Source organism: Alistipes intestinihominis, assembly GCF_040095975.1.
GTDB lineage: Bacteria > Bacteroidota > Bacteroidia > Bacteroidales > Rikenellaceae > Alistipes > Alistipes senegalensis.
On sequence record NZ_JBBMFL010000006.1, the window covers coordinates 105,651 to 121,212 of the forward strand.

The 15,562-nt window shown below is 62.5% G+C and carries 14 protein-coding genes and 1 pseudogene; 13 read left to right on the forward strand and 2 right to left on the reverse strand.

The features are described 5' to 3' along the window. Nucleotides 1-50: 50 nt before the first annotated feature. On the reverse strand, nt 51-416 hold the full coding sequence (locus WMO46_RS07015; RefSeq protein ID WP_195496702.1) for a YbaN family protein: 366 nt from the start codon (nt 414-416) through the stop codon (nt 51-53). A gap of 151 nt (nt 417-567) precedes the next feature. Between WMO46_RS07015 and rpiB the strand changes: the two genes are divergently transcribed. Further along, on the forward strand, nt 568-1,011 hold the full coding sequence (rpiB, locus tag WMO46_RS07020; protein WP_019149741.1) for a ribose 5-phosphate isomerase B: 444 nt from the start codon (nt 568-570) through the stop codon (nt 1,009-1,011). Between the two features lie 7 nt (nt 1,012-1,018). Here the strand turns inward: rpiB and ispE are convergent, their stop codons facing one another. Then, a complete protein-coding gene (gene ispE / locus WMO46_RS07025) occupies nt 1,019-1,831 on the reverse strand; it encodes a 4-(cytidine 5'-diphospho)-2-C-methyl-D-erythritol kinase (RefSeq protein WP_278966488.1) in 813 nt (270 codons plus the stop codon). Between the two features lie 33 nt (nt 1,832-1,864). Between ispE and WMO46_RS07030 the strand changes: the two genes are divergently transcribed. The 12 genes and pseudogenes from WMO46_RS07030 (at nt 1,865) to WMO46_RS07085 (ending at nt 15,471) form a co-directional block, all read left to right on the forward strand. Beyond that, nucleotides 1,865-2,830 (forward strand): GSCFA domain-containing protein, encoded by a 966-nt coding sequence (locus tag WMO46_RS07030; protein ID WP_349094067.1) that lies wholly within the window; start codon nt 1,865-1,867, stop codon nt 2,828-2,830. A gap of 25 nt (nt 2,831-2,855) precedes the next feature. Further along, nucleotides 2,856-4,421 carry an alkaline phosphatase family protein gene (locus tag WMO46_RS07035; RefSeq protein WP_129650481.1) on the forward strand — a complete coding sequence of 522 codons (1,566 nt, stop codon included), beginning with the start codon at nt 2,856-2,858 and terminating at the stop codon, nt 4,419-4,421. A 22-nt stretch (nt 4,422-4,443) separates the two neighbouring features. Further along, on the forward strand, nt 4,444-4,860 hold the full coding sequence (locus WMO46_RS07040) for a SufE family protein (protein WP_129650482.1): 417 nt from the start codon (nt 4,444-4,446) through the stop codon (nt 4,858-4,860). A 31-nt stretch (nt 4,861-4,891) separates the two neighbouring features. Continuing rightward, nucleotides 4,892-5,212, forward strand: a complete 321-nt coding sequence (locus WMO46_RS07045) for an iron-sulfur cluster assembly protein (protein WP_129650483.1) — start codon at nt 4,892-4,894, stop codon at nt 5,210-5,212. Between the two features lie 2 nt (nt 5,213-5,214). Next, entirely contained in the window at nt 5,215-6,171 is a 957-nt protein-coding gene (locus WMO46_RS07050) for a DUF2851 family protein (RefSeq protein WP_349094068.1), read from the forward strand. 107 nt (nt 6,172-6,278) lie between these two features. Beyond that, nucleotides 6,279-7,746, forward strand: a pseudogene (locus WMO46_RS07055) (MBOAT family O-acyltransferase). A gap of 7 nt (nt 7,747-7,753) precedes the next feature. After that, nucleotides 7,754-8,695: a hypothetical protein gene (locus WMO46_RS07060; protein WP_019149733.1), complete on the forward strand. Its 942-nt coding sequence runs from the start codon at nt 7,754-7,756 to the stop codon at nt 8,693-8,695. A gap of 104 nt (nt 8,696-8,799) precedes the next feature. Further along, nucleotides 8,800-12,093, forward strand: a complete 3,294-nt coding sequence (gene secA / locus WMO46_RS07065) for a preprotein translocase subunit SecA (RefSeq protein WP_349094069.1) — start codon at nt 8,800-8,802, stop codon at nt 12,091-12,093. 101 nt (nt 12,094-12,194) lie between these two features. Beyond that, complete coding sequence (locus WMO46_RS07070; protein ID WP_019149731.1) at nt 12,195-12,632, forward strand: deoxycytidylate deaminase; 438 nt, start codon at nt 12,195-12,197, stop codon at nt 12,630-12,632. 8 nt (nt 12,633-12,640) lie between these two features. Beyond that, nucleotides 12,641-13,066 (forward strand): hypothetical protein, encoded by a 426-nt coding sequence (locus WMO46_RS07075; RefSeq protein WP_349094070.1) that lies wholly within the window; start codon nt 12,641-12,643, stop codon nt 13,064-13,066. A gap of 107 nt (nt 13,067-13,173) precedes the next feature. After that, entirely contained in the window at nt 13,174-13,908 is a 735-nt protein-coding gene (locus WMO46_RS07080; RefSeq protein WP_196017622.1) for an SDR family NAD(P)-dependent oxidoreductase, read from the forward strand. 30 nt (nt 13,909-13,938) lie between these two features. Continuing rightward, on the forward strand, nt 13,939-15,471 hold the full coding sequence (locus WMO46_RS07085) for a histidine kinase (RefSeq protein WP_349094071.1): 1,533 nt from the start codon (nt 13,939-13,941) through the stop codon (nt 15,469-15,471). Nucleotides 15,472-15,562: the final 91 nt, after the last annotated feature.

Below are 15,562 nucleotides of genomic sequence, written 5' to 3' on the forward strand. Positions count from 1 at the left end.
ACGAACCGTCCCGCCTCCGTCCTCCTAAAACCGGCTTTTAAGCCGGGAAATCACTTGCGGAGCGTTGCGAACGAGAGGATGTGCCACGTGACGCCGACGGCCACGGCCAGCAGAGCCAGCTGCGCCCACCGCCGCCCGTCCAGTATTCCGAAGATGCAGTAAAGCATCGCCGCCCACATCAGGACGATGGAAAAGATTTTGGCACGCAGGGGTATGGCGCGGTTTTCGCGGAAGTTGCGGATGTATTCGCCGAAACAGCGGTGCGACAGGAGCCACGCATAGAGCCGCGGCGACGAACGGACCCAAAGGGCCGCCGCCAGCAACAGAAACGGCGTGGTGGGCAGCAGCGGCAGGAAGATGCCGACGATGCCCAGCGCGAGAGCGATGCAGCCCAGTATGGCGAACAGGATTTTCACGGTGCAAAAATAGCATAAATCCGGAACCGGAAATGCCGTGTAACGCCAAATTTATATATATTTGCAGAATATAGGATGCGTCTCGGCAATGCGGCATTGCGCTCGACTTCCACTATATTTGTACGACAGAACACAAACAAACCGATATAGGATGAAAAAAATAGGTATCGCCAGCGACCACGCCGGCTACGAAATGAAAGAATTTCTGGTAGGTTATCTCGACGCTATGGGCTACGACGTGCTCGACTTCGGTCCGCACTCGCCCGAAAGCGTCGATTACCCGGATTTCGCACACCCGCTGGCCGAGGCCATCGAGAAGGGCGAAGTGGAACGCGGCGTCGCGCTCTGCGGCTCGGGCGAAGGGATGACCATGACGCTCAACAAGCACCAGGGCATCCGTGCAGGTCTTTGCTGGGACCCCGAGGTCGCCTCGCTGATCCGCCGCCACAACGATGCCAATGTCATCGTCTTCCCGGCGCGCTTCATCACCAACGACGAGGCCGTCAAGATGCTCGACGCCTACTTCGCCGCCGGGTTCGAAGGCGGACGCCACGAGGCGCGCATCGCCAAAATGCCCGTCGGCGGCTGCAAATAAGCGGGATTCACAATTCGAAAACGAAAGGCGAGAGGGCTTTCAGCCGCTCGCCTTTTCCGTGCCCGGCGAAGAGTCCGAAGACCGCCGAGCCGCTGCCCGACATCGAGGCGTACACGGCCCCGGCCTCCAGCAGACGCTCCTTGGCCGCACGGATGGCCGGACGTGCGGCGAGGATATGCCGCTCGAAATCGTTGGTCACCGAGCCCTGCCACTCCGCGACGGGACGCCGCAGACGCTCCGCCAGCGGGATTTCCGGCACCCGGGGCCGCACTCCGGCATAGGCTTCGCGGGTCGAGACCCCCTCGTCGGGTTTGACGATCACGAGCGTCATCCCGCTCAGGTCCAGCGGATAAGGCTCCATCACCTCGCCCCGCCCCGTACACAGCTGCGGGGTGTTGCGGACGAAAAAGGCCGTGTCGCTGCCCAGCTCGGCGGCGCACGCGATCAGCTCCGCTTCGGACAGCCCGAGCGCAAACAGCTCGTCGATCGCCAGCAGCACCGCCGTACCGTCCGACGAACCGCCGCCCAACCCCGCGCCGAACGGCACGCGCTTGTCGAGCCGGAGCGCGACCCCGTCCACGCCGTAACGCCGCTGCATCAGCCGGAAAGCCTTCACGCAGATGTTCTCCTCCGGGGCGCAGTCCACGGCCAGCCCTTCGGCCCGGAAGGCGACGCCGGGCGTATCGGTACGCACCGCCTCCACCTCGTCGTAAAGGCCCGCAACGGGGAACATCACGGTCTCCAGATCGTGGAATCCGTCCGCGCGGCGGCGCAGGATGTCGAGGCCCAGATTTATTTTGCAGTTTGCTTTCAGAATCATGGAACAAAGGTAAGAATTTTCTATTTTTGCCGTATGAAATTCCGCACCGAAATCGAACCATCGCCCTCCGGCGTGCAGATCGGCTACGAAAACCGCGTGCTGACGCTCGGGTCGTGCTTCGCCGCACACATCGCCGGAAAGCTCGCCGAAGCCAAATTCCGCGTCACGGCGAACCCCTCGGGCATCCTCTTCAACCCGCTGTCGATCGCCGCGGCGATTCGCAGTTACGCCGATCCCGCGCCCGTCGGACGGGAGGAGCTGGGATTCGACGGCGAGGTGTGGTACCATTTCGGGTTCCACGGCGACCTCTCGGCCCCGACGGCTGAAGAGGCCCTCGCGCGGATGAACGCCGCACGGCAGGCCGGGGCCGAAGCACTCCGCACGGCCGACCGCGTGATCCTCACTTTCGGCACCGCATGGGTCTACGAGCACGGCGGCGAGGTCGTCGCCAACTGCCACCGAAGGCCCGCCGCGGAGTTTTCCAGACGGAGGCTTTCGGTCGAAGAGATCGCGGAAACATTCGCGGAACTGCTCGAAGGACCGCTCGCCGGAAAGCAGATCATTCTGACGGTCAGCCCGGTCCGCCACGTCGGGGACACCCTGCCCGGCAACGCCGTGAGCAAGGCCGTGCTGCGGCTGGCCGCGGAGGAGCTGAAGCAAAGGTTCGGGTGCGTCGAATATTTCCCCGCCTACGAGATCGTCACCGACGACCTGCGCGACTACCGCTTCTATGCCGACGACCTCGTGCACCCCGCCCCGCAGGCCGTTGCGTACATCTGGGAGAAATTCGCCGGAACGGTCCTCACCGACCGTGCCCGGAAGCTGCTTCCGGAGGTCGAAGCCGTCGTCGCAGCGGCGGCCCACCGGCCCCGCAACCCGCAGGGCGAGGCGCACCGCGCCTTCTGCCGCCGCCAGCTGAAACGCATCGCCGCACTTCCGGAGGTCGATTTTCAGTCGGAAGCGGCCGGTTTCCGCCGATGTATCGAAATAAATTCGTAAATTTGCGGTCAATTCCATTACGCAGATGACAAAAAGACTCTTCCTGTATGCCATAGCCGCTGCGGCGGCACTCCAGAGCGCTGCGGCGCAGCCTCGGCTGATCGTCCAGATCGTCGTCGGCTCGATGCGCGGCGAAGACCTCGACCGCTACGCCGCCAATTTCGGCGAAGGGGGCTTCCGCAGGCTCACCGAGGGCGGCACGGTCTACACCGACAGCCGCTACGACTACCTGCAAACCACCACGCCCGTATCGCTGGCCACGCTCACCACGGGGGCCATGCCCTCGACCCACGGCGTGATCGGCTCGCGCTGGGTGGACTACACCACCAACCGGATCGTCGGACTCACCGCCGGACGCCAGGGTCCCGGAGCCTACAACCTGATCGCCCCGACGCTCTCGGAAACGCTCCTGCGGCACGCTCCCGGCAGCCGCTCGGTGACCGTAGCCGCCGAAGCCGTGTCGGCCGTGGTGATGGCCGGACGCGCCGGGGAGGTCTTCTGGCTCGACTCGGCGCGCTGCGACTGGGTGACCTCGCCCTACTATGCGCCCGCGGTTCCCGAGTGGATCGACCGCAGCAACCGCGAGCGTTACAACCTCTCGTACATCTCGACCGAGTGGCGCACGCTGCTCGAACGCGGCCGCTACCTCAACACGCGCAACCACGACATCGCGCTGGCGGGCAAGAACCGGAAAGAACAGGACCTGAACGGCTCGGGACGCCTGAAGCTGACCGGCGATTTCGAACGCCTGCTCTACACCCCGGCGGGCAACACCGCCGTGCTGGGGCTGGCCAAGCAGGCCATCGCGCAATACAAACTCGGGGACGACAAGGTGCCCGACCTGCTGAACATCTGCCTCGACGCACCGCGCCGCATCAGCGAAGCCTACGGCCCCGAGTCGGTCGAGGTCGAGGACATGTACTACCGGCTGGACCGTGACCTGGCGGATTTCCTGACCTTCGTATTCGCGCAGGTCAAGGACGGCAACGTCATGGTGGTGCTCACCTCCGACCACGGCACGAGCCCCTCCTACGACGCAGGTCCGGAAGAAGCCGACCGCTTCAACCCGCGGCAGTTCGAGGTGATCGTCAACGGATTCCTCAACGTCCGCTACGGCGTGGGCGACTGGGTGGTGGAGTACAGCGACCGGAGCGTGTGGCTCAACCACAACCTCATCTACGAACGGGGGCTGAACCTCGCCGAGGTACAGAACGAGGTGGCCATCTTCGCCATGCAGTTCCGGGGCATCTCCCACGCGCTGGCCGCCACGGCCATGCGCACGAGCTATTTCGGCAGCGGATACGCCCGGCGGATGCAGAACAGCTTCTACCCCCGGCGTTCGGGCGACGTGATCCTGAACCTGATGCCCGGATGGATCGAGGAGCAGGAGCGCTGCTGGTCGATGTCGGGCTCGATGTACGGCTACGACACCGAAGTGCCGCTGGTCTTCTACGGCAAAGGCGCCGGCATGCAGCGGGTGAACCGCCGCGTGGACATGACCGCCGTGGCCCCGACGCTGGCGCGGCTGGCGGGCATCCGCGAACCGGCGGCCTCGGAGGGCGAAGTGCTGGAGGAGATCGTGGATTTGTAAGAACTTTCAATCAACACGCATCATGGACAAGATACAGGACGAAATCATCGAGGAATTTTCCGTCTTCGACGACTGGCTGGACAAATACGACTACCTGATCGGCCTGAGCGAAACGCTCCCCCCGATCTCCCCCGAACACCGCACCGGACAGTACCTCATCGAAGGGTGCCAGTCGCGGGTCTGGGTCGATGCAAGGCTCGAAGACGGGAAGGTTTACTACGCAGCGGACAGCGACGCCATAATAACCAAGGGCATTATCGCGTTATTGATCCGCGTACTGAACGGCCGCACGCCGCAGGAGATTCTCGACACGGAACTCTATTTCATCGACGCCATCGGGCTTTCGGCCAACCTCTCGCCCACGCGGGCCAACGGGCTGGTGTCGATGATCAAGCAAATGCGGCTCTACGCCTTGGCTTTCCAAGCCAAGGACAATTGAAAATGAAAAATTAAGAATTAAAAATTAGGGTATGACGCCTGAAGAGATACTTCAAGTCGAAAAGGACATCGTTGCGACCCTCAAGAACATATACGATCCCGAAATCCCGGTCAACATCTACGATCTGGGGCTGATCTACGAAATCGACTACACGCCCGACGGCGTGGCCACGATCCGCATGACCCTTACGGCCCCCAACTGCCCGATGGCCGACATGTTGGTCGAGGACGTGAACATCCAGGTCGGGAAGGTCAAGGGGGTGAAATCGGTGAACGTCATCCTCACGTTCGACCCCGTGTGGGACAAGAGCATGATGTCCGAGGAGGCGTTGTTGGAACTCAACATGTTCTGAACATGGCGGACGCGGCGGCACATACGGTGGAGCGGCTGCGGGCCGGAGCCGAAGCGTACGCCTGCGGCGGGTATCTCGGCGGCCTCGGAGCACTCCAGCGCACCGAGCTCTGCACGGCGCTGATCTTCGACCGTCTGAGCCGCAAGATGCGCATGGTCGAGGCGCTCCGCAGCGAAGCCGCCGACAACTGGAACCAGACCTTCTACCTGCTCTACTTCCGCACGCTGGGCGACCGCCGCAACCAGGAGGCTTATCTCGAACTGGCGCGGCGCGTGCCCTACAAGACCGTGCTGCGCGAGCGGCTGGCCCCGCACGCCGTCGAAGCGATGCTGTTCGGCACCTCGGGGCTGTTGGAACTCTACCGCAACGACGCCTACACGCTCGATCTGAAACGCAGTTTCGAATACCTCGCGGCCAAATACGGCATCGAAGCGATGGAGGCTTCGGCATGGGCGCTGACGGAGGTGCGTCCGGCCAACCATCCGGTGCTGCGGCTGGCGCAGGCGGCGGAGTTCTTCACGCAGGACGAGTTCGTGATGGAGCGCGCTATGACCTGCCGCACGGAAGAGGAGGTCCGGAAGCTGTTCTGCATCGAGGCGTCGCCCTACTGGCGCACGCACCACGTCCCCGGCGCCGAGGGCGGCGAACATCCCAAGCGCATCGGCGCCTTCAAGGCCAACATCATCGGGATCAATCTGGTCGCCGTGCTGCAATTCGCCTACGGCAGCTACACGGGCAACGAACGGCTGCGCGACAGCGCCCTGACGCTTCTGGAGCGTCTCCCGGCCGAGGACAACCGCTACATGCGCGAATGGCAGTCGGCGGGTGTCCGTCCGCGCAACGCCTTCGAGTCGCAGGCCCTGTTGCAGCTCGCCACCGAATACTGCGCCGGAAAACGCTGCGCGGAGTGCCCCGTCGGACGACGGATCGTGCGGCAGACAACCGCTGCGGACGACTGAACGGCTGACATTTTGGCTTTTCCGGAAAATTGGTTACTTTTGTGCAACGTCACGCCCCGGCGGCAGACCCCCACTCCGGCAATCTGCCGTAAATCGTGTTTAGACCCATGCTTTTCAATTCGTTCGAATTCGCGCTGTTCCTCCCGGTCGTCTTCCTGCTCTACTGGTTCGTGTTCAACCGCAGCCTGCGGGCGCAGAACCTCTTCGTCGTAGGGGCCAGCTACCTCTTCTACGGATGGTGGGACTGGCGGTTTCTCCTGCTGATCGCCTTCACGTCGCTGTGCAGCTACGTCAGCGGACTGCTTATCGGCCGCTTCCGGAAACGGAGGGGGGGGGGAAAGATGGAGCCGGGCCGTCAACGCGGGAAACATCCTGCTGAACCTCACGATCCTCGGCGTCTTCAAGTATTACGACTTCTTCGCGGCAGCGTTCGCCGAACTGTTCGGCATCGCCGACTACGACAGTCTCCTGCTGCGGATCATCCTGCCGGTCGGCATCTCGTTCTACACGTTCCAGGCCCTGAGCTACTCGATCGACGTTTACCGCGAAAAGCTCGCCCCGACACGCGACATCGTCGCTTTCTTCGCCTTCATCTCCTTCTTTCCGCAGCTGGTGGCCGGCCCCATCGAACGGGCCACGAACCTGCTGCCGCAGTTCCTGAGGCCGCGGACGTTCGACGCGGCGCAGGCCGTGGACGGACTGCGGCAGGCGTTGTGGGGATTCTTCAAGAAGATCGTCGTGGCGGACAACTGCGCCATCCTCGCCAACGGCATCTTCGACAACTACGAAAACCTTTCGGGAGGGGCCCTCGTCATCGGCGCCGTGGCCTTCTCGTTCCAGATCTACGGCGATTTCTCGGGCTACTCGGACATCGCCATCGGCATCTCGCGGCTGTTCGGGTTCAGCCTCATGCGCAATTTCAACTACCCCTATTTCTCGCGCGACATCGCCGAATTCTGGCGCCGCTGGCACATCTCGCTCACCACGTGGTTCCGCGACTACATCTACATCCCGCTGGGCGGCAGCCGGGGTTCGAAATGGATGGTGTTCCGCAACACGCTGGTCATCTTCCTCGTCAGCGGGTTCTGGCACGGCGCGAACTGGACATTCATTGCCTGGGGCGCCTACCACGCGCTGTTGTTCCTGCCGCTGATCCTCTCGGGGCGCAACCGCCGGTACACCGGGGAGATCGCTGCGGGACGCACCCTGCCGACGGCACGGGAGGCCCTGCAAATCGCATCGACCTTCGCGCTGGCGGCCGTGGGATGGATCATCTTCCGCGCCGAAACCATCGGCGACGCCTGGCGCTACGTGCGGAGAATCTTCTCACCGGCGATTCTCGACCGCGTGGCGCTCGGCGGCAGCTACGAGTCGCCCGGCATCCATGCCGCCGTCGGGGTGGCGATCCTGCTGGCGGTCGAATGGAGCCAGCGGACCCGCCAGCACGGACTCCAGCTGACCGGACGGGCGCACATCAGCCGCCGAAGCGTGCGCTACGCCATCTACTACCTGCTGATTCTGGGCATCTACGTCATGCACGCCCAGCAGCAGACGTTCATCTATTTCCAATTCTGATCCTGCCATGAACCGATTCCTGCGACGCATCTTCTGGTTCGTACTGCCCGTGGCCGCCGCGGCCGCCGGCGCGGAATGGGGGCTGCGCAGCATCCCCCACCAGCTCGGGTACAAGGCCGCCTACATGGAACGACACGCCCCGGAGATCGAAGTGCTCTCGCTGGGGCTCTCGCACGCCTTCTACGGGCTCGATTTCCACGCCTCGAAGTTCCGGGGATTCAACCTCGCCTATCACGGACAGCCGCTCGACCGCGATCTGGAACTGTGGGAAAAATACGCCGATCGGCTCACGTCGCTGCGCGCCGTGGTGATTTCGCTCTCGTGCTGGAGCACCCACCACCGGCTGCGCAAGGAGGGCGAACAATGGCGTGTGCCCTTCTACACGATCAATTACGACCTGCCGGTACCGTGGTACGCTTTCAAGGAGCGTTACATCATCGCCTACCCTTCGCCGGCGTTCCGCTACCTGAAACACGCCCTTTCGCCCGGGGACATCCGCGCCGAGGGCAACACCCCGCAGGACGAATTCGGCTCCTACATGGCCCTGCGCGACAACCGGCGCCCCGACTGGGACCGGCGCACGGCCGAAGGCGCCGCCCGGGGACATTCGGATTTCGACCCCGAAGACGTGGCCCACAACCGCGAAGTGCTGCGGCGCATCGCCGCCGACTGTGCGGCCCGCGGCGTCCGGGTGGTTCTCTACACCCCGCCGACATGGCCGACCTATCACGAACACCTCTCGGAGGAGATCGTGGCCCTCACGCGGCAGATCGGAACGTCGCTGGCCCGGGAGTTTCCCAACGTGCGCTATGCGGACCTGCTGAAAGACAAGCGGTTCACGGCCGACGACTTCTTCGACGCCTCGCACCTCAACTACGACCGCGGAGGCCCGAAACTCGTCCGCATCCTCGACGACGAAATCGCCGAAGACCCCTTGCCGGCAAAATAATTTGCAGAAAACCCACTCCGGGCGCGCCGTCCGGATGGATTTCAAAAAATTATTACTATTTTTGTAGGATTTAGAATCCGTAACTCCGAAACAACAACAACTTTATGGATATTCTTGCAAGCATAATCAAAGCCCTTTTCGGTTCGAAAGCCGACAAGGACCGCAAACAGATCGAACCCTATCTCGAAAAGATCAAGGCCGTCTACCCCTCGATCGAGGCGCTCTCGAACGACGAACTGCGCGCCCGCAGCGAGGCCCTGAAAAAACAGATCGCCGACTTCATCGCCGCGGACGAAGCCCGCATCGTCGAACTGAAAGCCGCGCTCGAAAAACCCGAAACGCAGCTCGAAGAGAAGGAGAAAATCTCGAAGGAGATCGACGAAACCACCAAGCGCATCGACGAAAAGATCGAAGAGGTGCTCGACAAGATTCTTCCCGAGGCGTTCGCCATCATGAAGGACACGGCGCGCCGCTTCGCCCAGAACGATACGGTCGTGGTGACGGCCAACGATTTCGACCGCGACCTCGCCGCGACGAAGGATTTCGTCACCATCGAGGGCGACAAGGCCGTCTACGCCACCCACTGGCTCGCCGGAGGCAACGACATGAAGTGGGACATGATCCACTACGACGTGCAGCTGTTCGGCGGCGTGGTGCTCCACCAGGGCAAGATCGCCGAGATGGCGACGGGCGAAGGCAAGACCCTCGTGGCGACGCTCCCCGTATTCCTCAACGCGCTGGCCCGCAAGGGCGTGCACATGGTGACGGTGAACAACTACCTCGCCAAGCGTGACTCCGAATGGATGGGCCCGATGTATCAGTTCCACGGCCTTTCGGTGGCCTGCATCGACGACACGCAGCCCAACTCCGACGAACGCCGCGCGGCCTACATGGCCGACATCACCTTCGGAACCAACAACGAATACGGCTTCGACTACCTGCGCGACAACATGGCCTCGTCGCCCAAGGACCTCGTGCAGCGCAAGCACCACTTCGCCATCGTCGATGAGGTTGACTCGGTGCTGATCGACGACGCCCGGACGCCGCTCATCATCTCGGGTCCCGTGCCCAAGGGCGACGACCAGCTCTTCGAGCAGTACCGCCCGGCGATCGAGCACCTCTACAACCTGCAAAAGAACCTCGTGACGACCCTGCTGGCCGAGGCGCGCCAGCTCATCACGGAAGGCAAGACCGAGGAGGGCGGCGTGAAGCTCTACCGCGTCCACAAGGGTCTGCCGAAATACAAACCGCTGATCAAATACCTCTCGGAGCAGGGGGTGAAGGCGCTGATGCAGAAGACCGAGAACACCTACATGCAGGACAACAACCGCCGCATGCCCGAAATCACCGACGACCTGTTCTTCGTCATCGACGAGAAACTCAACTCGGTGGAACTCACGGACAAGGGTCACGAGGTGCTGTCGAAATACTTCAACGAGGACGGCTTCTTCGTGATGCCCGACATCGGCGCCGAGATCGCCGAACTGGAAAAGGCCGGGCTGACGCCCGAGGAGAAGGCGCAGAAGCGCGACGAGGTGATCAACGACTACTCGATCAAGTCGGAGCGCGTGCACACGGTGATCCAGCTGCTGAAAGCCTTCGCCATGTTCGAAAAGGACATCGAATACGTGGTGATGGACAACAAGGTGAAGATCGTCGATGAGCAGACGGGCCGCATCCTCGAAGGCCGCCGCTACTCGGACGGACTCCATCAGGCCATCGAGGCCAAGGAGCACGTGAAGGTCGAGGCCGCGACGCAGACCTTCGCCACCATCACGCTGCAAAACTATTTCCGCATGTATCACAAGCTGGCCGGTATGACCGGTACGGCCGAAACGGAGGCTTCGGAGTTCTGGAGCATCTACAAACTGGACGTCGTGGTGATCCCGACCAACCGCAAGGTGATCCGCGACGACCGTCAGGACCTCATCTACAAGACCAAGCGCGAGAAATACAACGCCGTGATCGAAGAGATCGTCAAACTCGTCGAGGAGGGCCGTCCGGTGCTGGTCGGCACCACGTCGGTCGAGATATCGGAGCTGCTGAGCCGCATGCTCAAACTCCGCGGCATCAAACACAACGTGCTGAACGCCAAGCAACACGCATTGGAGGCGCAGGTCGTGGCCGAGGCCGGACGCTCGGGGCAGGTGACCATCGCCACCAACATGGCGGGCCGCGGTACCGACATCAAGCTGACGCCCGAGGTGAAGGAGGCCGGAGGTCTGGCCATCATCGGCACGGAGCGGCACGAAAGCCGCCGCGTCGATCGCCAGCTGCGCGGCCGCGCCGGGCGTCAGGGCGACCCCGGATCGTCGCAGTTCTTCGTGTCGCTCGAAGACGACCTGATGCGTCTGTTCGGATCGGGCCGCATCGCCACGATGATGGACCGCATGGGTCTGAAAGAGGGCGAGGTGATCCAGGCCGGAATGATGACCCGCGCCATCGAACGCGCCCAGAAGAAGGTCGAGGAGAACAACTTCGGCATCCGCAAGCGCCTGCTGGAATACGACGACGTGATGAACTCGCAGCGCGAGGTGATCTACACCCGCCGCCGCCACGCACTCTACGGCGAACGCATCGAAATCGACCTGAACAACATCATGTACGACTACGCCGACAACTTCGTGGAGGAGAACCGCGGCATCGACCTCGAAGATTTCCGCATGGAGCTGATCCGCGAGGTGGCCGTAGAACCCCGGATCGACGAGGCGACCTACAAGGACGCCAAACCGGCGGAGCTGGTCGAAGCGATCGTCACGGCGCTCAAGGAGGCGTACGCCCGCCGGGCGAAGGCCGTGGCCGACACGGTGCGGCCGGTGATGGAGCGCATCTACGAGGACCGGAAAGACCAGCTGGATTCGAACATCTACTTCCCGCTGACGGACGGTCATCTGGGCTACAACGTGCCGGTAAACCTGCAAAAATGCAAGGACACGGACGGTGCGGAGATCTACAAGGTATTCTCGAAAGTGGTGATGTTCACCACCATCGACGACGCCTGGCGCGAACACCTGCGCGAGATGGACGACCTGCGCCAGAGCGTGCAGAACGCCACCTACGAACAGAAAGACCCGCTGCTGATCTACAAGTTCGAATCGTTCGGGCTGTTCTCGAAGATGATCATCAAGGTCAACCGCGACGTGCTGGCCGTTCTCAACAAAGCCTACATCCCCGTCCGCGACCAGAACGCCGAGGCGGTGCAGCGCCAACAGCAGGAGCGGGCCAAGGTCGATGTCAACAAACTGCAAGCCTCGCGCATGCAGGCCGCGGCGCACGCCGGACAGGAGGAGCGTCAGAAGCCGATGCCGATGCACGTCGAGAAAAAGGTCGGCCGCAACGATCCGTGTCCCTGCGGCTCGGGCAAGAAGTATAAGAACTGTCACGGAAAAGGGCAGTAACAAAGTAAGAGGTGAAAAGTGAAAGGTGAAAAGTGCCCGCCAATTTTCGAGGTTCACTTCCAACCTTTCACCTTTAACTTTTAACCTTTCACCCTAATAAAATGGCTTATCAGGAGGAAAAACAGCGCCAGCTGGACCTGCGCTACCTGCGCATGGCGAGCATCTGGGCCGAAAATTCATACTGCGTGCGCCGCAAGGTCGGGGCGCTGATCGTCAAAGACAAGATGATCATCTCCGACGGTTACAACGGCACCCCTTCGGGCTTCGAGAACATCTGCGAAGACGAAGACGGACACACGAAATCCTATGTGCTCCACGCCGAGGCCAACGCCATCACGAAGGTCGCCAAGTCGGCCAACAACTGCGACGGATCGACGCTCTACATCACCGCCGCGCCCTGCATCGAGTGCTCGAAGCTGATCATTCAGGCGGGCATCAAGCGCGTGGTCTATGCCGAGGATTACCGCTCGGAAGAGGGGCTGAACCTGCTGCGCCGCGTCGGCATCGAGTGCGTGCAGTGCCGGCTGGACGAAAAATGAGGCACCCGATGAAAAAGGCCCTTCTCCTGCTCGCAGCCCTGACGTACGCCGGATTCGGTTCGGCGCAGAACGTCGCGGCGGACACCGTGCCGGCGCTGCCGCCCTACGTCTACTGCGAGATCATGGCCGACCACCTGCCCACGTACCGCGACAGCGGCGTGCTGTTCGATTTCGGACAGAAGGTCGGGGCCACGAAGTACAACTACCTGACGGACGCCGCAGGCAACAAACTGCTCTTCAGTTCGGGAATCGAGGCGCTCAACTACATGGTGTGCCGCGGATGGGAGTTCGTGCAAGCCTACGCCTCGGGCGACAACAACGGCCTCACCCACTACCTCCTGCGCATCGCACCGGCCCGGCTGACCGCGGAACAGCGAGCAGCGCTGCTCGCCCCACCGGAACGGGAGAAACCGAAGCCCAACAAAAAGCGATAACGCGAAAGAGAGCTCTCTCCGGAGCTCTTTTTCATTTGCCCGAAGATTTGCTTTTCCGGCATACCTTTCGTATATTGGCCGGATGAAACCCTGAAAATCGAACCGCTATGAAACGCATCGTCATCGTAGGAGCCACGTCGGGCATCGGGCTCGAAACGGCACGGCTCTGCATCCGCCAGGGATGGCGGGTCGGAGCGGCGGGACGCCGCCGGGAGGCCCTCGACGCACTCCGGGCAGAGGCTCCCGAACAAGTCGAGGTCGAAGCGCTGGACATCAACCGCGACGACGCCCCGGAACATCTCGCACGGTTGATCGAACGGCTCGGCGGCATGGACATCTATCTCCACTCGTCGGGCATCGGCAGCCGCAACACCGAACTGCGCCCCGACATCGAAATCGCAACCCTGCGCACCAACGGCGAAGGCTTCGTGAGGATGGTGACGGCGGCTTTCGGCTATTTCCGCACCCACGGAGGCGGGCATCTGGCCGTCATCAGCTCGATCGCCGGGACCCGGGGACTCGGGTCGGCTCCCGCCTACTCGGCGACCAAGCGGATGCAGAACACCTACATAGACGCCCTGGCGCAGCTTTCGCGCATGGAGGGGTACGGCATCCGGTTCACGGACATCCGTCCGGGATTCGTGGCGACCCCGCTGCTGGACGGAGAGGGGCACTACCCGATGCTGATGCCGGTCGAAAAGGTCGCGGCGCGCATCATGCGCATTCTCCGCAGGCCGCGCCGCCGGGCGGTGATCGACCGCCGTTACGCGGCGATGGTCTTCTTCTGGCGACTGATTCCCCAATGGCTTTGGGAGCGTCTGAAAGTGCGGGTGAAAGAATAAGACGAAAAAATTCATTACATTTGCCCCCGGATGGCACGGCAACGACACATACCCAAGGGGCGGCCGCTGATGGCGGGAACGGTTCTGCTGATCCTGCTCGTCGCGGTGGTGCTCGCCTCGGGACGCATCATCAACGGAATAGCCGTGCAGATGAGCGGGCGCATCGTCACGCAGATCAGCCAGTACCATTACCGGCTCCTGCAAGTCGAATTCGAACGCCCGGTGGAGGTGCTCACGACGGCGGCGCGCTTCACGCATTCGCATCCCGCACCGTCGGAGGCCGAAATGAACGTGCTCACGGCGACGCTGATGGAGACCGACCCCAAGATCGGCTGCATCTGGTTCATGGAGCGCGGAGAAACGGTCGTCCGCACCTACCCGCGGCGCGGAACCCCCGGCGTCACGGCGGCCGGCGAAGAGCGCCGGCGGCTGGTCGCGGAGCTTCGGGACGATTCGGTCCGCAGCTGCGTGAGCCGCTCCGGAGAGACCCCGGTTTGGAGCCTCGTCTGCCGGGTCCGGGACGAGCGGGGCGGCGAACACTTCTGCGGCGTGGACCTTCCGCTCACGGACATCTACGCCTACATGACCGAGCAGGACCCCCACAGCCCCAGTTACGCCACGCTGTTCGACCCCGAAGGAGTCATCGTCTACCATCCCGACCACCGGAGACTGGGCCGATCGGTGTCCGAAACCAGGGACAGCACGGCTTTCCGCGAAGTGCTCGTCTCCGGACGGAAGATCATCGCCTCGGTCGTCTCGGACTACCTGGAAATTGCCGAGGAGCGCATCTACTACCCCCTGCAACTCGGGAACAGCCGCTGGGTGGCCGGCATCGGCATCCCCCGGCTGACCATCGAGCAGGAGATCGACGATTTCCATCTCTACACCATCCTCACGGCCGTCGTCTCGGTCCTGTTCTTCGCAACGCTGCTCGTCGTGGCGCAGCGCCGCTGGCGGCGCGAATACGACCTGCGGCGCCTTTCGGAGCAGGAGTCGGCGCAGCTGCATCTGCAACAGGTGCTCGAACAGATCGACCCCCACTTCCTCTTCAACTCGCTCAATTCGCTCTACGCGCTGATCCGCTGCAACCCCGAGCAGGCCCGGGAGTTCACGCTCACGCTGTCGAAGGTCTACCGCCACGTGCTCGAACGCCGCAAGCAGATACTCTCGACGCTCGCGGACGAGATCGACTTCACGTGGCAGTACTACTCGTTGCAGAAGATCCGCTTCGGCGACCGCATCGAACTCACCACAGCCATCGACCCCGCGCTGCGCAACTGGCGGATTCCGGCCATGAGCCTCCAGACGCTCGTCGAGAACGCCCTCAAACACAACCGCATCACGAGCTGCAATCCGCTGCACATCCGTATCCGCACCGAAGGCGAAAGCCTCCTGATCGAGAACAACTTCACCCCGCGCAGCGAAGGCAACGCCGAGTCGCTGGGCGTGGGGCTGGAACGCATCCGCTCGGTATACCGGTTCTACACCGAGGAAAACATCTCCATCGCCTCCGACAGCGGGACTTTCCGATGCCGGCTGCCGCTGCTGCCGCCGGAAAAGTGATCCGCCTGATTGCGGCATTCACTCCCCCAAACAGGGCATTCGCCCCCGAACGTTTTCATTTGAAGAATTTAGATTTTATTATTGCATCGTG